21 protein-coding genes are annotated in these 21,949 nt (G+C 36.7%); 4 read left to right on the plus strand and 17 right to left on the minus strand.

The annotated features are described in order from the left end of the window. Positions 1–114 precede the first annotated feature (114 nt). From ispE to treP, 4 genes are all read right to left on the minus strand, one after another. The gene (gene ispE, locus AC4BC5_RS06670; RefSeq protein ID WP_490497336.1) at positions 115–966 is read right to left on the minus strand and encodes a 4-(cytidine 5'-diphospho)-2-C-methyl-D-erythritol kinase; all 852 of its coding nucleotides are present in this window, start codon (positions 964–966) and stop codon (positions 115–117) included. A 288-nt stretch (positions 967–1,254) separates the two neighbouring features. After that, on the minus strand, positions 1,255–1,842 hold the full coding sequence (locus AC4BC5_RS06675) for a pentapeptide repeat-containing protein (protein WP_490497337.1): 588 nt from the start codon (positions 1,840–1,842) through the stop codon (positions 1,255–1,257). Positions 1,843–1,851: 9 nt separating this feature from the next. Further along, complete coding sequence (locus AC4BC5_RS06680) at positions 1,852–2,655, minus strand: Cof-type HAD-IIB family hydrolase (protein WP_490497338.1); 804 nt, start codon at positions 2,653–2,655, stop codon at positions 1,852–1,854. A 255-nt stretch (positions 2,656–2,910) separates the two neighbouring features. After that, positions 2,911–4,932, minus strand: a complete 2,022-nt coding sequence (treP, locus tag AC4BC5_RS06685) for a PTS system trehalose-specific EIIBC component (RefSeq protein ID WP_490497339.1) — start codon at positions 4,930–4,932, stop codon at positions 2,911–2,913. 294 nt (positions 4,933–5,226) lie between these two features. On the opposite strand from treP, the gene AC4BC5_RS06690 reads away from it, so the two are divergent. The 3 genes from AC4BC5_RS06690 to treR are packed head-to-tail and all read left to right on the plus strand — an operon-like array spanning position 5,227 to position 9,269. Next, positions 5,227–7,833 (plus strand): glycoside hydrolase family 65 protein, encoded by a 2,607-nt coding sequence (locus AC4BC5_RS06690; protein WP_490497340.1) that lies wholly within the window; start codon positions 5,227–5,229, stop codon positions 7,831–7,833. Positions 7,834–7,848: 15 nt separating this feature from the next. After that, the gene (gene pgmB / locus AC4BC5_RS06695) at positions 7,849–8,499 is read left to right on the plus strand and encodes a beta-phosphoglucomutase (protein WP_490497341.1); all 651 of its coding nucleotides are present in this window, start codon (positions 7,849–7,851) and stop codon (positions 8,497–8,499) included. Between the two features lie 53 nt (positions 8,500–8,552). Next, a complete protein-coding gene (treR, locus tag AC4BC5_RS06700) occupies positions 8,553–9,269 on the plus strand; it encodes a trehalose operon repressor (RefSeq protein WP_207941934.1) in 717 nt (238 codons plus the stop codon). Positions 9,270–9,309: 40 nt separating this feature from the next. Here the strand turns inward: treR and AC4BC5_RS06705 are convergent, their stop codons facing one another. The 11 genes from AC4BC5_RS06705 to yfmF form a co-directional block, all read right to left on the minus strand. After that, on the minus strand, positions 9,310–9,585 hold the full coding sequence (locus AC4BC5_RS06705; RefSeq protein WP_490497342.1) for a hypothetical protein: 276 nt from the start codon (positions 9,583–9,585) through the stop codon (positions 9,310–9,312). Positions 9,586–9,727: 142 nt separating this feature from the next. Beyond that, complete coding sequence (locus tag AC4BC5_RS06710; RefSeq protein ID WP_490497343.1) at positions 9,728–10,069, minus strand: P-II family nitrogen regulator; 342 nt, start codon at positions 10,067–10,069, stop codon at positions 9,728–9,730. A gap of 13 nt (positions 10,070–10,082) precedes the next feature. Continuing rightward, positions 10,083–11,300: an ammonium transporter gene (locus AC4BC5_RS06715; protein ID WP_490497344.1), complete on the minus strand. Its 1,218-nt coding sequence runs from the start codon at positions 11,298–11,300 to the stop codon at positions 10,083–10,085. A gap of 243 nt (positions 11,301–11,543) precedes the next feature. After that, positions 11,544–11,756 (minus strand): hypothetical protein, encoded by a 213-nt coding sequence (locus AC4BC5_RS06720; protein ID WP_490497345.1) that lies wholly within the window; start codon positions 11,754–11,756, stop codon positions 11,544–11,546. A gap of 113 nt (positions 11,757–11,869) precedes the next feature. Further along, positions 11,870–13,426 carry a ribonuclease Y gene (gene rny / locus AC4BC5_RS06725; RefSeq protein ID WP_490497346.1) on the minus strand — a complete coding sequence of 519 codons (1,557 nt, stop codon included), beginning with the start codon at positions 13,424–13,426 and terminating at the stop codon, positions 11,870–11,872. 265 nt (positions 13,427–13,691) lie between these two features. Then, positions 13,692–14,732, minus strand: a complete 1,041-nt coding sequence (recA, locus tag AC4BC5_RS06730; RefSeq protein ID WP_490497347.1) for a recombinase RecA — start codon at positions 14,730–14,732, stop codon at positions 13,692–13,694. A 110-nt stretch (positions 14,733–14,842) separates the two neighbouring features. Next, positions 14,843–16,087, minus strand: coding sequence for a competence/damage-inducible protein A (locus AC4BC5_RS06735; RefSeq protein ID WP_490497348.1), 1,245 nt, complete (start codon positions 16,085–16,087; stop codon positions 14,843–14,845). A gap of 126 nt (positions 16,088–16,213) precedes the next feature. Continuing rightward, positions 16,214–16,795, minus strand: coding sequence for a CDP-diacylglycerol--glycerol-3-phosphate 3-phosphatidyltransferase (gene pgsA / locus AC4BC5_RS06740; RefSeq protein WP_490497349.1), 582 nt, complete (start codon positions 16,793–16,795; stop codon positions 16,214–16,216). 40 nt (positions 16,796–16,835) lie between these two features. Then, positions 16,836–17,747, minus strand: coding sequence for a helix-turn-helix domain-containing protein (locus AC4BC5_RS06745; RefSeq protein WP_490497350.1), 912 nt, complete (start codon positions 17,745–17,747; stop codon positions 16,836–16,838). Positions 17,748–17,819: 72 nt separating this feature from the next. Next, entirely contained in the window at positions 17,820–19,115 is a 1,296-nt protein-coding gene (gene yfmH / locus AC4BC5_RS06750) for an EF-P 5-aminopentanol modification-associated protein YfmH (protein ID WP_490497351.1), read from the minus strand. 1 nt (position 19,116) lies between these two features. Next, positions 19,117–20,376 (minus strand): EF-P 5-aminopentanol modification-associated protein YfmF, encoded by a 1,260-nt coding sequence (gene yfmF, locus AC4BC5_RS06755; RefSeq protein ID WP_490497352.1) that lies wholly within the window; start codon positions 20,374–20,376, stop codon positions 19,117–19,119. A 155-nt stretch (positions 20,377–20,531) separates the two neighbouring features. Between yfmF and mscL the strand changes: the two genes are divergently transcribed. Further along, positions 20,532–20,990 carry a large conductance mechanosensitive channel protein MscL gene (mscL, locus tag AC4BC5_RS06760; protein WP_490497514.1) on the plus strand — a complete coding sequence of 153 codons (459 nt, stop codon included), beginning with the start codon at positions 20,532–20,534 and terminating at the stop codon, positions 20,988–20,990. A gap of 115 nt (positions 20,991–21,105) precedes the next feature. Here the strand turns inward: mscL and AC4BC5_RS06765 are convergent, their stop codons facing one another. Together AC4BC5_RS06765 and AC4BC5_RS06770 are read right to left on the minus strand one after the other, a co-directional pair. After that, positions 21,106–21,546 carry a GNAT family N-acetyltransferase gene (locus AC4BC5_RS06765; protein WP_490497353.1) on the minus strand — a complete coding sequence of 147 codons (441 nt, stop codon included), beginning with the start codon at positions 21,544–21,546 and terminating at the stop codon, positions 21,106–21,108. A gap of 56 nt (positions 21,547–21,602) precedes the next feature. Next, positions 21,603–21,848 carry a Veg family protein gene (locus AC4BC5_RS06770; protein WP_016176080.1) on the minus strand — a complete coding sequence of 82 codons (246 nt, stop codon included), beginning with the start codon at positions 21,846–21,848 and terminating at the stop codon, positions 21,603–21,605. Positions 21,849–21,949 lie beyond the last annotated feature (101 nt).

Raw genomic sequence — 21,949 nt, forward strand, 5'->3', positions numbered from 1 at the left:
CGATTTGATGACAGAAAATAATGTATCAAACAGTGGGCGTTTCGTCAAGAAAAAGGCGAGCAAATAAAAAACGAAGCCTCCTTATCAAAGAAGAATTCGCTCTTTTTTCTTTCATCATTTTAAGGTGCGCACAAGATATACTTCCTCACAGAAGCCTTTTAACCCATTGACAATTCGTTGTGCACGAGAATATTTCTTACATAAAGCAAAGACAGTCGGACCACTACCGCTCATTAGTGCGGTATCAGCACCATATTTTAGCATGCGGTCTTTAATTTGTTGAACCACGGGGTGTTTGGGGATTGTCACATCTTCTAAACTATTTCCCATATGTGCTAACATCATCTCATAATCTTGTTTTAAGATAGCCTCAGATAACTTATGCATATCTGGATGAGATAGTTGTTCCATTTCAACTTGCTGGAAAATTTTACGTGTAGATACGCTGATACGTGGTTTAACTAATACAACCCAACATTGGGGCATCGGACACAATGGCTTAACAATTTCTCCTTTACCTGCGATAAACGAAGTCGTACCATACAGACAATAAGGAACATCTGTCCCAACTTCGACACCCATAGCTACTAACTCATCCATTGATAAGCCTAGTTGCCACAAGCGATTCATCCCTCTTAAAGCTGCTGCACAGTCGGTACTGCCACCGCCTAAACCAGCAGCTACTGGAATATGTTTATCAATAGAAATTTTAAGTCCTTCTTGAATACCGTAGCGCTCTTTTAAAATTGCCGCTGCTTGATAGACATTATTGCGTTTATCAATCGGCAAAAAGGCTTTATTTGTCTCCACAATGATTTTATTTTCAGGGAGCGTTTCAAACGTTAAACGATCCGCTAAATCTACACTAGACATGACCATCTCAAGTTCGTGATATCCATCTTCTCTTTTACCTAGAATATCTAAGCCCAAATTGATTTTTGCGGGTGCTTTCTCTATAATTTCCATATTTCCACCTACTTGAAAATAGTCGTGTTGTATTCTATCATAGCAAATTTCACTTGTATAGGCACTGAGAAACTTTTATTTCTAGAAATATTTTTATTAGCGAGTGATTATTCGTAGTTCTCCCCAGTTATTTTAACTAAAAAAGAGTCCCGAATGTAACAAAATATCCGAACTATATAGAGTCAGCCTTACTCATCCTAACAAATTTTCATCTAGGTGCCGCTAGTAAGCTCTAATATAATTCGGATATTTCTCGTTAAAGAGGCGCAGACAACACGATATAAGCTCTTATCGGATGATGACACCCATCATTGCCATCATTTGTACTGCTTGATACTGGGAAATAATAGCACCTTTCATTAGTTGTGGTGAAAAATAGAGCGTCTCAAACTCACTCGTTGAAAAATCAACTTCTGCTAACTTGGTCTCTGAAAAATCAGCTTGATTCAATTCACATTGATCAAAAAGTAGTTTTTTCTTAATTGTTACTTGTTGAAAAAAAACTTCTCTCAAAGAAACTCGTTCAAAGACGTTTTTCTCCATCACAGATTCGCTAAAATTAAGATAATCCCCACGTGAGTCAGTAATTCGAGTTTCTTTAAAACGATTATGTGAAAAATTTGTCCCTAAAAGCTGGCAATGGTCAAACGAACAGCGATAAAAAACACTATCAGAAAAATCTTGATTTGAACACACACTATTTTTAAAAGTACAGTCTAACCATTCACTGTGTGTAAAACGTTGCTTTTCAAATTCACAGCAATCAAATATTATATCCGAAAATAAACTACCCTTTTCAGCCGGTAATAAACGACAATTTTTGTATGTCTCGCCTGCTTCTAATTGGTCAATAGGTAACGTTTGGTTTTCAATCATCTGTTTCTCCTATCGTAATAAAAATTCTTCAATAACTTGCAAAACACCACTTTTATCATTAGATGGCGCTGTAAATTTAGCTGTTTGCAGAACAGCCGGAGCACCATTTTCCATCGCGTAACTGTGTCCCACATAAGACAACATTTCTAAATCATTATGCCCATCACCAAATGCCATCATGTCTTGAGGCGCAATTTGCCAATAGTCTGCTAGAAAATTCAAGCCGTTCGCTTTATGATAATTAGGTAAAATAATATCTACACTCCCATGACCACTAGAAACGGCACGGGCTTTTCCAGAAAAAGCCCGTGAGATGGCTTGAACAATTTCTTCTGTTTGTTCTATTGGCACACCTAAAGCGAATTTTACATATTTTTCTTTTTCAAAATCTAGCGTCGCTAAATCGTCTACTTTCTTTAAAGCATGGCAATAAAATGCGATAAACCGTTGAAATTCTTCTGGCATATGTCGCTCTATATAGGCACTTTGAACCCCATTTAATACTATCTTGATTTCAGGATAATTTTCTCGTAAAAAATGAATGATTGAAAGAAGTGTTTCTTTTTCAAAATGGTTTTCGCGAATTAACTCACCTTGGTCATACACTAACACACCATTTTCTGCCACAAACGTCAATTCTTTATTTTCGGGGAAAAACGAAGCTAATTGCGCATATTGATTCCCACTAGCAACAACAAATTTAATTTGACGTTGCTTTAGTTCTGCTAAAATTTTTTCAAACCGTACTCGGTCATACGTCTTATCTGTTGTTAAGAACGTCCCATCCATGTCTACTGCAATTAATTGAACCATAAGAACCTCCTTAAAGTTATTATTCCAACCATAGCATAGGTCTCAATGACAAGACAAGGTAAAAAAATAGACTTTAATCTTAAATGAATGAGCGTATTCAAGAAACGCACATTTCCCCTCTTTGCCCTAGATAGTGGTAAAATTTATTAGCCAAACAATGTGCACCTATCTGCTATAACTTCTTGTAAAAAATATGCTAGAAAATCTCTTAGTCAAAGATTTTCTAGCATATTTTTTATTTTTATTAAACGTCAGTTAGCTTAAAATTTCGGCTTTACCAATAGGTGTCTTAGCAGTCGTTTCACCCAAAGTTACGGTTAGACCAGCAACACGATCGGCATTCGTGATGACGGTTACAATATCCGTTGCTTTTCCAGCAGCTGTCACTGCTTCCAAATCCATTTCTGCTAATTCAGTTTCTGGTGTTACTTTGTCACCTGCTTTGACTTTAACATTAAACGGTGCACCTTTTAATTCAACTGTATCCAAGCCCATGTGTACGAGCACTTCAGCACCTGCTGGAGTTAAAATTCCAATTGCATGCTGCGTATCAAATACGCTAGTAATTGTTCCAACTACTGGCGAGAATACCTGCTTGTCAGTTGGTTGTATTGCAAACCCATCACCCATCATTTTTTGAGCAAATACTGGGTCATTCACTTCACCAATTCCGATAACCTTTCCATTAACGGTAGCAAATAATTCTTCTGTGACTACTTCATTGGATTCTGATGTTGCTTCTACTTCAACAGGTACATCTACGACACCTGCGGCAACAGCTTGTTTACCAACACGATCAATCTTATTGAACCATCCACGCTGACGGAAAACAATGGTTAAGACAAATGGTACAACAATCGCAATCACCATCGCAATCGTGAAGGCTAACCAACCACCGCCAATATTTCCGTTAATAGCTAAAATACCTGGTAGACCACCAACTCCAATTGCATTGGCACGAACGCCCATGATATTACTGAACATTCCAGCAATACCTGAACCAATCATTGCTGCAACAAAAGGATAAACATATTTTAAGTTAATCCCAAACATCGCAGGCTCCGTAACACCTAACCATGAAGAAATCCCTGATGGTAGTGAAATTTCTTTTTCTTTTGTATCTGTACGATGCAAGAATAATACCGCAAATACGGCTGCACCTTGCGCAATATTTGATAAGGCAATCATTGGCCACAAGTTCGTTGTACCAAAGTCTGCAATTAATTGCGCATCAATCGCAAGCGTTGTATGATGCAATCCAGTAATAACTAATGGTGCATAAACTGCTCCGAAGATAGCACTAAATAACCATGAAATTGGCGATTCTAATCCAGCATTTACTACATACGAGATACCGGTACCAATCTTCCAACCAATTGGACCTAAAATAGTATGAGCGAAGAAAATCGCTGGTAATAATGAAAACAACGGGACAAAAATCATTGAAATGGCTTCCGGAATTCTTGGTCTAAAGAATTTCTCCAAATAAACAAGTGTAAAGCCGGCTAACATCGCTGGAATAACTTGTGCTTGGTATCCAATCATATTAACTTGAGCAAAACCAAAGTCCCAGAATGGAACATCTGCTGCGGCTGTACTATTTACAGCATAAGCATTTAGTAATTGTGGAGATACTAATGTAATCCCTAAAACAATCCCTAGAATTTGAGTAGTACCCATTTTACGAGTAATACTCCAAGTAATTCCTACTGGTAAGAAGTGGAAAATCGCTTCCCCTGGTAACCATAAGAAACTATTTACACCTGACCAAAATTGTGAAACATCAACAATTGTCTGATAAATTGGTGTACCATCCACATTGGTTGCGGCTACACCATCAATCATTTTTTGGCCGAGCGCTGCAATTTGTACACCTTCTAATAAATTACGAAAACCTAAAATCAAACCCCCGACAATAATAGCTGGTAATAATGGCGTAAAAATTTCGGCTAAAACAGCAATCGCTCGTTGCAAAGGATTCTGATTTTGTTTTGCCAAAGCTTTCCCTTGTTCTTTTGAAACCCCTTCAATTCCTGAAGTCGCTGAAAAATCATTGTAAAATGTTGAGACATCATTTCCAATGATTACTTGGAATTGTCCAGCATTCGTAAACATACCTTTCACACTTGGTATTTCCTCGATTGCTTTTTCATTTGCTTTTGCAGGATCATTTAAAACAAAACGCATTCGTGTCGCACAGTGTGTTACTGCTGCAATGTTTTCTTTTCCCCCAACAAACTCAAGCAGTTTCTCGGCATCAGCTTGATATTTTCCCATTGTTGTATCCTCCTAACACTTAATTTGTATATACATGTGTACTTACAAACTAATCATAACTTGTGACTCTTTATAATGCAAGCGTTTTATTATTTTTTCGCAAAAAAAGTTACTTGATAAACATCAGAATATTGGTGTACCAGTATTTTCACATCTTATTTTCTTTTATAAAATTTGGTTTTTCTATTTCTTTTTGCATTTTCATAAATAAAAAACATAAATATCCGTTGTAAAAGCTTTCATTTTCCGTTATACTTTGGTTGCATGTATAGACAAGTAGAAAGGGGAAGTAAAATGAAAATAGATGTACAAGCTACAAACTGGACAGCTACCTTAGAAAATGACACAACCATCGTCTTAGAGGGAGATATTGCCGAACGTATCAACCAATTAACTGAGATAATCAGCAAACACGAGGTCACTCAAGGTTCGATTAATAAAGAGGAAATCCTAAAAATCGATGGACAAACCGTTGAATTAGCTCAATATTTAACTGAAAAAACCAATCGTCCATTTGTCACAGGAGCAATTGACCAGGCTACAAATATTCCATGGGAGGTTGTTTACCATGGCTATACACCAGGAAAAGATGAATATTCTGTTGAATCATTACTAACAGTTGGAAATGGCTTTTTAGGGCTACGTGGAACAACACCAGAGATGGAAATTGCCGATGAAAACTATCCAGCACTTTACTTAGCAAGCCTATATAATACCGCTGCCTCTCAAGTCGCTGATCGTACCATCTACAATGAAGATTTCGTAAATGCACCAAATCTACAAAAAATGTTTTTAATCGTGAATGATGAACGGATAGATATTGCCAATAATCAAGTTTTGGCAATGAAACGTCGTTTAGATTTGAAAACAGGTTTATTTGAAGCTTGGACTACTGTTCAATTAACTGATGGTAAAAAATTAGCCATTCATACGAAAAAAATTGCAAGTATGGCAAATGTGCATCAATTTAACCTTTCTTATACCTTTACACCCTTAAATTTTTCTGGAGAAATTACATTTGTATCAGAAGCAGATGGTGCCGTTTATAACTATAATGTTGCCCGTTACCGTAGCTTGTCATGCGAGCATTTAGAGGTAACTAATCTACAAGCGAAACAAAACTATATTGCTTTAACAGCAAAAACAAATACATCAAATATCACCGTTGCCCAACAAGCAAAATTATATTATGACGAAACATTATCAGAACTAACAACAAAAGAAACGGAAACAAAAATCAGTCAAACATTAACGATTCAAGCGAATGAAGGAACTGCTTATACATTTGAAAAGACGGTTATTGTTGACCAATACCGCGAAAATGAAGAAGTACCAACCATCGATTTTTCTACTGATTTCCTTACTTTTGATGAAAGTTATCAAGCCTCAACCGAAGCTTGGAAAACTTTGTGGGCAACCGCTGGCATTGAGATTGATGGCGATTTGATGTCACAAAAAATGTTAAATTTACACACTTTCCACTTGTTAGCTTCTGCGTCACCAAACGGCAATAAGAATCTAGATGCTAGTGTGACAGCTCGTGGGTTACATGGTGAAGCGTATCGTGGTCATATCTTCTGGGATGAATTATTTATCTTACCATTTTATATTATTCATTTCCCTGAAACAGCAAAAGAGTTATTGTTGTATCGTTATCGTCGGTTAGAAATGGCGAAAAAAGATGCGAAAAAAGCCGGTTATCAAGGTGCGATGTTCCCTTGGCAATCAGGGTTGGACGGTACAGAACAATCACAAGAACTACATTTAAATCCAATCAGTGGTGAGTGGAAAGAAGATCACAGTCGTTTACAGCGTCATGTTTCCTTAGCGATTGCTTACAACGTATGGCAATACTGGCACAATACGAATGATGTTGCATTTATGGAAAAATATGGTTTAGAGCTAATGTTGGAAATCGCACAGTTCTGGCAAAGTGCCGCAACTTTCGATGAAACAACACAACGTTACTTTATCGACCGAGTGATGGGACCAGATGAGTTTCATGAAAGTTATCCAAATGCTGAAAAAGGCGGTTTGAAAAACAATGCCTATACAAATATGATGGTAGTTTGGTTGTTTGAAGAAATCGAACATTTGACCGAACAATTATCCTCTGAGATTGTCCAAACTATTCAAGAAAAAACTGGTATTACGCAACAACAATTAGAAAAAATGGCAGCGATGAAACAGCAATTAGGTCTAGAAATTAATGAAGATGGCATTATCGCACAGTTTGAAGGTTACTTTGACTTAAAAGACTTAGATTGGGATCACTACAAAGAAAAATATGGCAATATTTACCGTATGGATCGTATCTTAAATGCAGAAGGTGAATCAGCAGATGCATACAAAGTTGCAAAACAAGCAGACAGCCTAATGATTTTCTATAATTTCTCTAAAGAGCAAGTTCGCTTAATCCTTGAAGATTTGAACTATCAGTTACCTAATGACTATGTAGAACGTAACCTAAATTATTACTTAGAGCGTACGTCTCACGGTTCTACCCTTTCTCGTGTTGTTCATGCTCAATTAGCTGCAATGGTTGACGATCAAGAGTTAGCTTGGAAACTTTATCAAGAGGCTTTATACTCAGATTATCGAGACATTCAAGGTGGCACAACAGCAGAAGGGATTCATGCGGGCGTAATGGCAGCAACCTTATTTATTCCATTAACTACTTTTGCTGGATTAGATATCCGTAAAGAGATGATTAGCTTTGAACCAAACTTACCTGAAGCTTGGAATGCTATCGCCTTTAATTTAAAAATTCGTGGTATTCATTTGCATATAAATGCGACAAAAACTGCTTTACAGGTGACTGCCGATCAAACAACAACAATTGAAGTGAACGGCCAATCAATTGCATTAACAGCCAATCAACAGGCAACTATCAACTATTAAGGAGCGTACAACAAGATGAAAAAAGGATTTGTATTTGATTTAGATGGCGTAATTACTGACACTGCCAAATTCCATTACTTAGCATGGAAGGATTTAGCTGATGAAATCGGAATCGAGATTGATTTGAAATTCAATGAGCAATTAAAAGGGATTAGTCGTATGGACTCGTTAGAACGTATTTTAGCTTATGGTAATAAAGCTGATGCTTACACAACAGAAGAAAAAGAAGCACTAGCTGAAAAGAAAAATACCCACTATGTTGAATTGTTACAAGACCTAACACCAGAAGATTTATTACCTGGTGTCCAAGAATTTTTAAATGACGCAAAAACACAAAATGTACCATGTGCCATTGCCTCAGCTTCTAAAAATGCGCCATTTATCTTAGAAAAATTAGGAGTTCAAGAGGCATTTGATGCCATCGTTGATCCTGCAACATTAACAAAAGGAAAGCCGGACCCAGAAATCTTTGTTCGTGCAGCAGAAGCTATCAATATTACTCCAGCTGAAGCAGTTGGCTTTGAAGACGCCCAAGCTGGTCTAGATGGAATTAAAGCAGCAGGTATGTACGCAGTCGGTGTATACTCTGGTGAAGAATTACACGGTGCTGATTTAATTGTCCATAAATTAACAGATATTTCTGTTGCTGAATTATTACAAAAATAGTGGTTTGCTTTCCTAACTCCCTGTCGCTATAATGGATTGGAGGAGGGTGAGTGATGAATAAATTCAAAGAAATATTCCTAGATTTGGAACAAAAAATATTAGCCAAAGAATATCCGCCCCATACGCTATTACCAAGTGAAAATCAACTGATTAAAATGTATAGCGTTTCGAGAGAAACAGTACGCAAAGCCTTGAATTTATTACGTGATGCCGGTTATATCCAAAAAAAACAAGGAAAAGGATCGATTGTTTTAGATTTAAATCGTTTTGATTTTCCAATTTCAGGACTAACAAGTTTTAAAGAGCTCCAAACAGCCCAACAAATTCCAAGTGAAACAAGCGTTGTAGAGATACGCAAAATTGCCGTCTCTCCTTCGTTGCACGAAATTACCGATTGGCCTGTCGCAGCTGAAGCATGGCGCTTAATTCGCCAACGCCGAATTGATGGTGAGGTTGTCATTTTAGATAAAGATTATTTAATTGCTGACATCATCCCTGAACTTCCTGAAAACAAAGCTGAAAAATCAATTTATGATTATTTTGAGAATGATTTAGGTTTAGAAATTGCCTACGCACAAAAAGAGATTACTGTTGACCCTGTCAACAAAGAATTACGTGATTTGATGAATTTACACCCTGAAGATCAACACGTAGTGACTGTACGCAGTTTAGTGTATTTAGAAGATACTCGTTGTTTTGAGTACACCGAATCCATTCACCGTTTAGATAAATTCCGCTTTGTGGATTTTGCTAGACGTCGAAAAGTATAAAAAAGTTCTAGCGTTCAAATGAACGTTAGAACTTTTTTTCTTACAAACTGCCTAAACTTGCTAAATAGAAATCTAACATGTAATAACGATGATCACTTTTTGAATAGATTGATTTTTTATCCCTTAATTGCTTAATTAACTGCTTGCGTTGTTCAGGAGTCACTTCTTCCCAATCATTTTCTTGCATACTACAATAAAAACGAAATGGTAAAGCTTGTTCTACCTTGACTTCTAAAAAATCTTTCGGGTACCCCGATGCAACATAATCCACATCCGTCATCAATTCACCAACATAATTTAAATATTTTTCAACCATAGTAAGAACCTCCTTGAACAATTTTGTTATAATACAATAAGTATTGTACTATAACAAAAGCGTTTTCACAAGACCTATCGAGAACAGTATTCAAAAAAAACAGCACATATTTAGCTAATATGCGCTGTTCCTTGTTTTATAGTTAAATTGCTTCTTCTCCACGTTCTTTTGTACGAATACGGATAACTTCTTCCACATTATAGATGAAAATTTTTCCATCGCCGACTTCTCCAGTATGACAAATGGCAATAATTTGATCGACAATGGCTTCCACTTGAGCATCATCAACTATCAACCAAATGGCGATTTTAGGCAATAATGTTGGAATAACTTTTTGTCCACGAACAAATTCTGCCACGCCTTTTTGATTCCCGTGTCCTAAAACTTGAGTGACGGTCATTCCGCTAATTTGAAAATCTTTATCCAAAGCAAGTTTTAATTCTTCTAATTTCTCTTGACGAATAATCGCTTCAATTTTTTTCATACGCTCACTCCTCCTAAGAATCTAAGCCCATAAATGTTGGGTAGGCTGTCTCATCGTGTTCTGTTTTATCCATACCTAATGCTTCTTCTTGTTCAGTTACACGGATTGGCATCACTAGCTTAATAACAAAGATAATGATGTAGCTGATAATCCCTACATAAGCGAGCGTAAATACGATACTTAAGACTTGTGCGACAAATAAAGAAGTTTCTCCGTAAATCAAACCACTATAGCCACCAACTGCTGGATCAGCGAAGATTCCTGTTAAAATTCCTCCAATGATCCCACCAACACCATGACATCCAAATGCATCTAATGAATCGTCTAATCCTAAGCGATGCTTTAATTTTGAAATGAAGTAATAACAAATTGGACTAGTAATTGCACCAATGATAAATGAAGACCATAGAGAGACAAAACCAGCGCCTGGCGTAATCGCAACTAGACCTACGATTGCCCCTGTACAAGCACCCACGATTGTTGGTTTTCCAATCGTTAATTTCTCAACTAATATCCATGACAACATTGCACTTGCAGCAGCTGTGTTCGTTGTTAATAAAGCATGAATGGCCAAACCATCCGCAGCTAGAGCTGAACCGGCATTAAAACCAAACCAACCAAACCATAATAAACCAGCGCCTAAAACGATAAATGGAATATTGTGTGGACGGTATTCCGTTTGATGGAACTCACGACGTTTACCAACAACAAGCGCTAAGATTAACCCAGCAAATCCTGAACTGATATGTACAACGTTCCCGCCCGCAAAGTCAATTGAACCAATCTCATGTAAAAATCCACCGCCCCATACCATATGAGCCATTGGATAATAAATCAAAATCAACCAAAAAGCAATGAAAGTAAAAATTGCTGAAAAGCGCATACGACCTACAACTGAACCTGTAATAATCGCTGCGGCAATAATTGAGAACATCATTTGAAATGCTGCAAATAATGATTCGGGAATCCCACCTGCATCTTCAGCAGTAACACCATTAAAGAACATTTTATCAAAGTTTCCAACAAATGAGTTTTCTCCACTAAACGATAGCGAATAACCAATAATAATCCATAAGACGGATGCTAATCCGATTGTTGCGATGACCATCATCATCGTATTTAAAATATTTTTTCTTCGTTCTAAACCTCCGTAGAAAAATGCTAATGCTGGCGTCATAAGAAAAACTAGTGCCGCACATAGCAAAATAAATGCAATATTTCCTGTATCCATAGTACCGCCTCCTTTTATGTTAGAAATCATAACATCACTTTTTTAGTAAATCTAGTGTTTTTGTAAAAAAAATGAAAATAATCTGAAAATTATAACTATTCATGTTATGTTTTCTAACATGATAAAAGTAACCTTATTTTTATTGATGCAAAATATTGTTCCTTTCTATTTTGAGTGACTATAGGAAATTTTTGTAGATAATATCTTTTCTAGTCAATTCATAGACTAGATCAACAAAATTGTTTATTGGTTTAACTTTGCATTATTATGCAATTTTATATTCTCTAAGAGTAAAGCTTGTTCAGCTTCTAATCGCAACACGTCTATTCGTAATAATCGAGGTGTTTTCTTTTGAATTATTGGATTTAAATCACCTGCATCATAGCTGACTCGTCCTTCTTCATTACCAAACAAAATAAAACCTAGACTTCCAAAAAAAATAGTGCTCCACGTCATGCTCAATTATCCTATCAGGATTGCTTGTACTAACAACTGTTGCTGAATCACTTTTTTAAAGGAGAGCGCATAAAAAAAGACATCCCCATTTTCGAGGATGTCTTTCCACCTGTTTATTTTGCGTAATCTGTTGCACGCGTTTCGCGAATAACGATTACTTTAATATTCCCTGGATAATCCAGTTCATCTTCAATTTTCTTACGAATGTCTCGTACTAAACGAACAGCATCCATATCTGAGATTTCTTCTGGTTTGACCATCACACGCACTTCACGACCTGCTTGAACAGCAAAACTGTAATCAACACCGGCAAAGCTGTTAGAAATATTTTCTAAGTTTTCTAAACGACGAATATAGTTTTCAAGTGACTCACTACGCGCTCCCGGACGAGCCGCAGATAATGCATCCGCTGCTGCTACCAAAACAGAAATGACAGATGTTGCTTCTGTATCTCCGTGGTGAGAAGCGATCGCATTGATTACCACTGGATTTTCTTTGTATTTCGCAGCAAGTTCTGCACCAATTTGTACGTGAGAACCTTCAATTTCATGATCTAGTGCTTTTCCGATATCATGTAAAAGACCTGCACGTTTTGCTAATTGAATATCTTCACCCAATTCTGCTGCTAAAACACCTGTTAACTTCGCAACTTCGATTGAGTGATTTAAGACGTTTTGACCATAACTTGTTCTAAAGCGTAACCGTCCTAAAATCTTGATTAAATCTGGATGTAAAGTATGCGCACCAACTTCAAAAGCTGCTTGTTCACCATATTCGCGAATGCGTTCATCCATTTCTTTCCGTGATTTTTCAACCATTTCTTCGATTCTTGCAGGGTGAATCCGTCCATCTTGAATCAGTTTCTCTAAAGTCATCCGCGCAATTTCGCGTCGGATTGGATCAAAACCGGATAACACAACTGCTTCTGGTGTATCATCAATAATTAAATCGATACCTGTAAGTGTTTCTAACGTGCGAATATTTCTTCCTTCGCGACCAATGATTCGGCCTTTCATTTCATCATTTGGTAAAGTCACAACAGAGACGGTTGTTTCAGATACTTGATCTGCCGCACAGCGTTGGATAGCTAACGAAAGTAAGTTTTTCGCTTTTCGATCGGCTTCTTCTTTGGCTCGCTGTTCTGATTCTTTTACCATAACCGTTAATTCATGATTCAACTCTTCTTCGGTTGATTTCATAATGATTTCTTTTGCATCTTCTCTAGACAATGCAGCAATTCGTTCTAATTCTGCTTGTTGTTCGCCAATTAGTTTTTCAACTTCTTTTTCTCGCTCGTCTATTAATTGTTGTTTCTCACTGACTTTATATTCCTTATTAGCCAACGAATGTTCACGTTTTTCCAAAGAATCATCTTTGCGATCAAGTAATTGTTCTCTTTGTAGTAAGCGGTTTTCTTGTGATTTTAACTCAAGTTTGCTTTCTTTCAACTCACTTTCAATTTCTGATCGGTACTTTTGATTTTCTTCCTTAGCTTCTAACAACGCTTCTTTTCGTAAAGTCTCTGCTTCTTTTTTGGCAGTATTTAAAATACCTTCTGCAGTATTTTTCGCGCCGTTCACAGCTTTTTCATGGCGAGAATTTGTGACAAAAATACCAGCGAATAGACCGACAATTAATCCGATGATAGCGAGGAGAATGTTAAGTCCCATTGATGAATCACCTCCATACTATCTTTCTTATTTTCAATTTGTAGTTTTTTGATAAACAAACATTAGAATAAAATTATCAATATGCCTACTTGCATATGTGTGTTATACACACAATTTTATTCTAATGTTTGTAAGGAAGAGTGTCAACTTAAAAAAGACGAGTTGCCTCGAAATCGCATGCGCTACCATTGTTTAAATTTCGCTTTTTCATCTAAAAAAAATACGGTAAGAAACCTAAACAGGTTCTTACCGCAATCTTATTTGCTTATTCTCCTAGAGGAAGTTCTTCCTGTCCCTCTTCCTCTAATGTTTCCCCTGTTCCGATACCATACGCATCACGAACACGTGCAGATACTTCTGCCACCATTTCTGGATGGTCTTTCATATAATTTTTGACATTTTCACGACCTTGTCCAATTCTGTCCCCTTTATATGAATACCAAGCACCACTTTTATCAATGATGTCTTTTTCAGCTGCCATATCTAATAACTCACCAACTTGCGAAATGCCTTCGCCATACATAATATCTACTTCAGCTACTTTAAATGGTGGTGCTACTTTATTTTTGACCACTTTAATTTTAGTACGGTTCCCAATAATATCTGTTCCTGATTTCAATTGTTCGGCACGACGTACTTCTAAACGCACGGTTGCATAAAACTTCAATGCACGGCCACCAGGTGTTACTTCTGGGTTACCAAACATGACACCGACTTTTTCACGAATTTGGTTAATGAATAACGCAATTGTTTTTGTTTTATTGATGGTACCAGATAATTTACGTAACGCTTGCGACATTAAACGAGCTTGCAAACCAACGTGAGCATCGCCCATTTCTCCATCAATTTCGGCACGCGGTACTAAGGCAGCCACGGAGTCAATTACGACAATATCTACCGCGCCACTTGAAACTAACGCATCGGCAATCTCTAAACCTTGTTCACCAGTATCTGGTTGTGAAAGTAACAGTTCATCAATGTTTACGCCTAATTTTTCAGCATATTGAGGATCTAAAGCGTGTTCTGCATCAATAAAGGCTGCAGTTCCACCTTGTTTTTGAACTTCTGCAACAGCATGTAAAGCAACCGTTGTTTTACCAGAACTTTCTGGACCATAGACTTCAACAATACGTCCTCGAGGAAAACCACCAACACCTAATGCAACATCCAATGCTAATGAACCACTTGGTATCGTTGAGATACGTTGATCTGCTTTTTCCCCAAGTTTCATTACTGCACCTTTACCGAAGTTCTTTTCAATTCTTTTCAATGCAGCATCTAAGGCTGCTTTACGATCATCTGCCACTCGGATAATCCTCCTTATATTCAAACCATATCAATTATATGTTTTTCTTCATGTATCTATAATACCTTTTCTTCTAACAAAAAGCAAGAAATATGCGAACAAACATTCGCCTACCAATTCAACAATTCACGTCGTATTAAATCTAAGCCTGTCATTACAGCACTATGACGAATATAGCTACGGTCTCTAGTAAAATGATAGTTGTAGCTGGTCACCCTTTGTTCACTAGCTAAGGCAATCCAGACAGTACCAGCTGGCTGTCCCTCTAATTCAGTAGGACCGGCTACCCCACTAAAAGCAATTGCATAGTCCGTTTTTGCTAACTTACGCGCATTAATTGCCATTTGTTCGACACATTCTTGACTAACTGTTCCCACTTTTTCTAAAAAGTTTTTCTCAATTCCTAAAAAATCGGCTTTTGTTGCCGCAGAATAAGTAATAAATCCCCCAGGAAAAACTTCAGAAACACCTGAAATATCTCCCAGTGCCGCTTGGAAAGCACCAGCGGTTAAACTTTCAGCTGCAGTTAAAGTCTGTTGCTTTTTCTTCAATAATCCCACGACAACGTTGGCTAAGGAATTTTCTTCCCCATAGCCATAGAAATATTCTCCCACTCGTTCTTGAATCATTTTTTCTAAATCATCAAGTTGAGCCAAGCCTTGTGTTTCATCAGTCGTTTTCACTGTTAATCTTAACGTCACCTCATTTGGCTTAGCATAAGGAGCAATTGTTGGATTTGTTTGACTTTGAATTAAATCTGCTAAATCCGTCACTAACTGCGACTCACCAATCCCATAAAAACGTAACACCCGAGAAATCAGCTGATCTTCTTTTTGAAATTTTTTAGTGAGTAAAGGAACTACTTCGTTATAAAACATCGGTTTTAGCTCGCTTGGCGGTCCAGGAAGCAATAAGTAATGATTTCCCTTAGTAGAAGTGTAAAAGATGCCTACAGCTAAGCCAGTACTGTTTTGTAATGAGATACCATCTTTAAAAACTAATGTTTGTAAGAGATTATTTTCGGTCATAGGACGTTGGCGTTTTTCAAAAAAGGCAAGCAAGTTTTGGTACCCTACTTCATCACGTACTAATTCCTGTCCTACATGCGCTGCTGTGACTTGTTTGGTTAAATCATCTTCGGTTGGACCTAGTCCCCCACATAAAACAATCAAGTCACTGCGTTGGTCTGCTAATTCTAATAATGATTTCAAGCGTTCAGAATTATCTCCAACAACGCTATGATAATACACATCAATTCCCAATCCTGCCAACTCTTCTGATAAAAAAGTTGCATTGGTATTTATTACTTGTCCTAATAACAATTCGGTTCCTACTGCAATAATTTCTGCCTTCATGTGTCACACTCCTACTTTTAATATACGACGTTTTCTCTTTTTTATTTTAAATCATTGAAGGAATTTATTAAAGAAAGTCGTTTACAACAAAAAAGCCAAACATCTTGAAGATGCCTGACTTTCATTTTACATAGAGCCTTTAAATACAGCTGTATTTTTTGCAAAATAATCCACACCCGAATAAATCGTGAAGATTAAGCAGATATACAACATGATTTGATCTACAGGTAAACCGATTAAATTAAACGGTACGTTATCGATTAACAGAAAAATAATTGCTAGCATTTGCGTAGCTGTTTTAATTTTCCCAGGCCAGGCAGCCGCCATTACTTCGCCACCTTCAACCAACAATAGTCGTAAACCGGTCACAGCTAATTCACGACAAACGATAATTGCCACAATCCATGCAGGTGATTTTCCTAATTCGACTAACATAATAAATGCTGTCATTACCAACATTTTATCTGCTAATGGATCAGCAAATTTTCCAAAATTCGTCACTAAACCTTGCGCCCGCGCAATGTAGCCATCTAACCAATCGGTAAAACTCGCTATCGCAAAAATAATTGCAGCCACTAAATGAGTCACAGGTAATTCGACAGAACCTATAGATAAGGCTCCCCAATCTAGAGACGGTATTGCTAAAATCACAATAAAAATTGGTATCATAAAAATTCTTAAAACAGTTAACTTATTTGGTAAATTCACGTATGTTCCTCTTTTCTCTCGTTTTAGCTACAATAAATCGTTACTCTTGATAAGAAATAGTGAAATGAAGATTTTTTTGTAGTAGTTCAAATCTTGCATCGCTAAAATCAACAATTTCTCCGCCTGCTTTTACGTCAATATTTGCGCTCTCACCGAGTGTAACCATTGCTTGTGTAACCCCTTCTGGTAAAGTCATTTTCGCTTCTTCTTCTGGTTGTAAAGTTTGTTGAAACACGTAATTATTATCTACCAAAATGCCTACCCAACAACGATCATTTTTTCCTACAAACGTCAACTCAATAGGACCCTTTGCTTCTGAAATAGTAAACATTGCATCAGCCTGTGTGGATTCTTCACGTTTGATTAATAACTTTTTTTCAGGTTCTGACTCGCTTGATTGCTCCTCACTGGAAGCATGAGTTGATGCTTGGGTACTGGAAATAAGAGATTGATCTACAGTGATATCTGGCTGGCTCTGATTACCAATAATCGGTGTCGCATGACGATCCTGCCATGTCATGTATCCGACAATTGTAATAATTGTTAAGGCCACCAAACCTAATAAAACTATTGGCGTGTATTCAGTTAAGGTTTTTCTACGTCGGACAGACTCTTCATGTTGCGCTTTACGTGAGCCACTGACTTTTTCAGGTTCCGGGCGCTTAGGTGGTTCTTTTTCAAAACTCTCTTCGCCATCAAATACTGCTACTAAATAGTCACCATCTTCGCCTACTACAGCTGCATATTCACGAATAAAGGAACGTACATAATACTCTCCTGGCAATACATCAAACGCACCTCGTTCAATTGCTTCTAAGTAACGTTTTTGAATTTTCGTTTGCTTTTGCAATTCATTGATGCTAATATTTTTTTTTCTTCGGGCTTGCCGTAAACGATCTCCAATAATTAGTTCATTGCCCACTCGTCCATCTTCTCCAGTCTTTAAAATCAATATATCCTAGAATACCATAAATAAAACTTGTTGAGGATAGCTAATTGTGCAGTCTCAAACAAATTTTAAAACTTATTTTTCTAATGGTGACAAATAAAAACGACTAAATGCTGCTTTTTTAATAAATTGATGTCCTGCATTTAAAACATCTTCCAATTGAATCGATTGAATCACTGCTGGTACATCAAATAAGGTGACATCGCCAAACAAATCTTGTGTAAATTGATTGGCAATAAATTCTAATGAATTCAATGACTGGAAATATTTCCCAAGCATTTTTTTCTTCAAAAGAATCAAATTTTCTTCATTGACTTCTGAATCTTGGGCAAAATTTAAAAGTAATTCTTCAATCGCTGCTGAAAACGTATCTGGATGATCTGAATCTCCAGAAAAATCAGCAAAATGAAAACTACGATCTAACGAAAACTCAAAGCCAAACGTATCATCGATAATCCCTTCATTATACAAACGCAAATAATTCTTACTCGTATTCCCCATTAATAATTGAAATAATAAATTAATCGACGTTCTAAAACGTAATAATTCATTTTCTTCTTTTGGTAAATTTTCAGAAAAACCTTTAATACCTACTACTACTTTTGTACGATTTACTGGCATTTGGACGCTACTAAACGGAACAATGTCAGCAAGAGTTTCTTCTGGAAAATGACGCTTAATTTCACGAATTTCTGCAAAGGTTTTACTTGCTTGATTGTCACGAATCAATGTCAACATTTCTTCAGGATCAACATTGCCTACTACAAATAATGTCATGTTACTTGGATGATAAAACGTATGGTAGCAATGGTACAGATCTTCGGCTGTGATTTCAGCAATACTTTCAATCGTTCCTGCAATATCAATGTGTAACGGATGTTTTGGGTATAAGTTTTTCAAAATACCAAAAAATTGACGCCAGTTTGGGTCATCATCATACATTTGAATTTCTTGCCCGATAATCCCTTTTTCTTTTTCAACGGTTTCTTTTGTAAAATAAGGATCTTGGACAAAATCAACCAAAGTCAACAAGTTTTCTTCGATATTATCCGTTGCCGAAAAAAGATAACTTGTTTTAGTAAAACTCGTAAAAGCATTGGAAGATGCACCTTGTTTACCAAATAGCTGAAAAACATCGCCATCTTCTTTTTCAAATAATTTATGCTCTAAAAAATGCGCAATCCCATCAGGAACACGGGTCATTTCTTCACCAACATAACCAAATTCATTGTCAATTGAACCATAATTGGTACTAAATAGCCCATAGGTTTTATGAAAGCCTGGTTTTGGCAAAACAAACACTTTCAGCCCATTAGGTAAAACTTCTTTATAAAGTGTTTCATTAAGTTGCTCGTAAACTTTTTTCTCCATGCTATTCCTCTCCATCTAAAACAAAAATTGCTTGTAGTGTGATGTCTTGTGCAACGGTCTGAATTTCTTCTTTTGTCACCGCCATTAAAGCTGTTAAAAATTCTGATTCAGTTAACTGGGTTTCTGGTAGCCACTGATTCAAATAGGCTGTTTCAATTAAAGATTGTGGGTTATCTAAGGACAATAAAAATTGATTGCGTAACATCGCCTTAGTTTGCGCAATTTCTTCTTCTGTAAAATCGCCTGCACAAAGGCTCGCCAATTGTTCTTTAACTAATTCTAAAACACGCATCCGATTTTTCCCATCAATTCCCGTTTGGACAGTCACTAACCCCCGGAATGTATCCACACTGCTCGACGCATAATACGCTAAGCTTTCTTTTTCACGGACATTTAAAAACAGTTTGGAGTGTGGGAACCCACCAAACAATCCATTAAAGACCATTAAGGCAAAACGACGAGAATCGCCATAATACACCGAAGTCTGGAAACCCATGTTTAGTTTTGCTTGCGTGACTGGTTCATGAACAATTTCTTCGTTTACTGTAGCCACTAACGGTTGACGATAGTAGATTTCTGGATGTTGACGTACATTAGTAGGAAATTCCCAGTTTGCTAAAGTTTGTTGTACTTGATCTTGCGTGATATCACCTACAACAAAAATATCAATTTGATCGTTGTGCAACATCTCTTGATAAGTTACCACTAACTCTTGCGAAGTAACCTGCTCTAAATGTTTAAAATCACCAAAACTTGGTACTTTTTGATTTTCATCTTTACTAAAATACAATTCTTGTAGGCGTAAAGAAGCCATTGTCTGTTTGTCTTCATGTAAGCTTTTCAGATAAGCGATAAGATTGTCTTTTTCCAAACGGAATGTTTCTTCATCAAAAATATTTTCTTTAATATTAGGATAAAAAAGAATTTCCTTTAAAAAATCCATTCCCTCGGTAAATACCTGGTCATTACCGATGTATTTACCATTCACTAAAGATAAAGCAACATTTATTTGATGTATATTCCCTTTTTTACCTACGTTTAAACCAAAACTTGCACCATATAATTCAGCTAGTTTGGCACTTAAATCGGTTTGATTTGGATAATGTAAACTATTTGTTTCAAGTAAACTTGTTAATAATGTACGTTTAGCCGCTGCATCTTTGCTATGTGGTGCTGAAAAGCGAATAAAAGTACGAATTGTTTTATATTTTTCAGTTGGAATTACCGTTAATTGAATACCAGGTTGTAGTTGTATCGCCATTTTTTTGCTCCTTTATCTTTGTCATTCTTAAAGATTATAACATAGGGGACTGATTACAGAAAATTAACAGAATCCTAGCTTTATTGTTTTTCAATTACCTACAATTCCGTTATACTACACTTATCAACAAAGAAAGGAGAGTTACTATGAAAAAAATATTTGCAGAGTTTAAAGAATTTATCGTTACTGGTAATGTGATTGACTTAGCAGTCGGGGTTGTTATCGGGAGTGCGTTCACAGCAATTGTCACAAAAGTTGTTGAAGGTTTAATCACACCATTAATCGCTTTGGTTATCAGCTTATTTACTAATTCAACAAATATGGACGAGTCGCTTGGTGCTTTAGTATGGACACCACGCAAAGGAGTCGCTTTCGACTTCGGTAGTGTGCTTAGCGCAATTATTACATTCTTAATTACCGGCTTCGTTTTATTCTTAGTAGTTAAAGGCATTAACAAACTACAAAACTTCCACAAAGCTCCTGAAGAAGAGGAAGAAGAAGAAGTTACTGCTGAAGATTACTTAGCTGAGATTCGTGACTTATTACGTTTACAATCTGGTTTACCAGTTGACGTTGAAATCGTTGATGAAGAGAAAAAAGACGAAAAAGTCTAGTCTTTTATACGATAACTAAAACAAAAATATCCGAACGGTAGAGATTATGATGACCTCTCCTTGTCTATTTGGCAAGGAGGGGCTTACACCTCTTTATCATTCGGATATTTTTGTTTTAAGCATTACTTTTTTGCATATCTATATGTGGAATACCGTCTTCTAAATATTCTTCAGAAATCGGTTGGAAACCAAATGCACCATAAAATTTTTGCAAATGAGCTTGCGCACCAATCTTAATCGGTTGCTGCGGATAGTTTTTTTCAATAAAAGTCATTACTTCGGCAATAAGTTTTTGTCCTAATCGTTGTCCTCGCCATGCTTCTGCCACTAAAACACGACCAAAATGGACTGTTTCAGCCTCTTGATAAATCCGGGCATAGGCTAAAATATGGTCTGCTTCATCTGCAAACCAAAGATGTGTTGCTTCTAAATCAATGGCATCGATTTCTTGATACGGACAATTTTGTTCTACGACAAAAACTGCTACGCGCATCTCTAGTAAGCGATGGTATTCGACTGTTGTTAATTCTGAAAAAGATTTTATCTGAATATTCATTCATTTCCTCCACTAAAAAAGAGCTTGCGCATTCGCTAAGCCCTTTTAATTTCTTATTAGACTGCCTCTGATAGAAATTCAATTTCGACTGTTTTTGTCAAAATATCTGAGTAACTATAGGAAACACGTTCAAACGAATTTTCGTCTGGATCAAGATCCACCACAAATACTGATGGATATGTTTCTGTCAAAATTCCGCGGCGTTCTGTTTGACGTTTTCTTCCAGTCTGAGCAACCAGCATAATTTCGCTGCCGATACGACCTTCCAAGTCTTTTTTGATTGTAGCTAAAGTTGTTGGCATCCCGTTCACCTCGAAATTGATTTTAACATAATTGTCTGAAAATTTCAAGTTTACCACAATATAAATAAAATTTCAACTTCAATATACTGGTAAAAGAAAAA

It is taken from the genome of Enterococcus sp. AMC2644 (assembly GCF_058216475.1).

Bases quoted from the DNA above. Each gene is read 5' to 3' on its own strand.
- ispE (WP_490497336.1), bottom strand. From the start codon at position 966: ATGGAAATTATAGAGAAAGCACCCGCAAAAATCAATTTGGGCTTAGAT.
- AC4BC5_RS06675 (WP_490497337.1), bottom strand. From the start codon at position 1,842: ATGATTGAAAACCAAACGTTACCTATTGACCAATTAGAAGCAGGCGAG.
- AC4BC5_RS06680 (WP_490497338.1), bottom strand. From the start codon at position 2,655: ATGGTTCAATTAATTGCAGTAGACATGGATGGGACGTTCTTAACAACA.
- treP (WP_490497339.1), bottom strand. From the start codon at position 4,932: ATGGGAAAATATCAAGCTGATGCCGAGAAACTGCTTGAGTTTGTTGGG.
- AC4BC5_RS06690 (WP_490497340.1), top strand. From the start codon at position 5,227: ATGAAAATAGATGTACAAGCTACAAACTGGACAGCTACCTTAGAAAAT.
- pgmB (WP_490497341.1), top strand. From the start codon at position 7,849: ATGAAAAAAGGATTTGTATTTGATTTAGATGGCGTAATTACTGACACT.
- treR (WP_207941934.1), top strand. From the start codon at position 8,553: ATGAATAAATTCAAAGAAATATTCCTAGATTTGGAACAAAAAATATTA.
- AC4BC5_RS06705 (WP_490497342.1), bottom strand. From the start codon at position 9,585: ATGGTTGAAAAATATTTAAATTATGTTGGTGAATTGATGACGGATGTG.
- AC4BC5_RS06710 (WP_490497343.1), bottom strand. From the start codon at position 10,069: ATGAAAAAAATTGAAGCGATTATTCGTCAAGAGAAATTAGAAGAATTA.
- AC4BC5_RS06715 (WP_490497344.1), bottom strand. From the start codon at position 11,300: ATGGATACAGGAAATATTGCATTTATTTTGCTATGTGCGGCACTAGTT.
- AC4BC5_RS06720 (WP_490497345.1), bottom strand. From the start codon at position 11,756: ATGACGTGGAGCACTATTTTTTTTGGAAGTCTAGGTTTTATTTTGTTT.
- rny (WP_490497346.1), bottom strand. From the start codon at position 13,426: ATGGGACTTAACATTCTCCTCGCTATCATCGGATTAATTGTCGGTCTA.
- AC4BC5_RS06735 (WP_490497348.1), bottom strand. From the start codon at position 16,087: ATGAAGGCAGAAATTATTGCAGTAGGAACCGAATTGTTATTAGGACAA.
- yfmH (WP_490497351.1), bottom strand. From the start codon at position 19,115: ATGGAGAAAAAAGTTTACGAGCAACTTAATGAAACACTTTATAAAGAA.
- yfmF (WP_490497352.1), bottom strand. From the start codon at position 20,376: ATGGCGATACAACTACAACCTGGTATTCAATTAACGGTAATTCCAACT.
- AC4BC5_RS06765 (WP_490497353.1), bottom strand. From the start codon at position 21,546: ATGAATATTCAGATAAAATCTTTTTCAGAATTAACAACAGTCGAATAC.
- AC4BC5_RS06770 (WP_016176080.1), bottom strand. From the start codon at position 21,848: ATGCCAACAACTTTAGCTACAATCAAAAAAGACTTGGAAGGTCGTATC.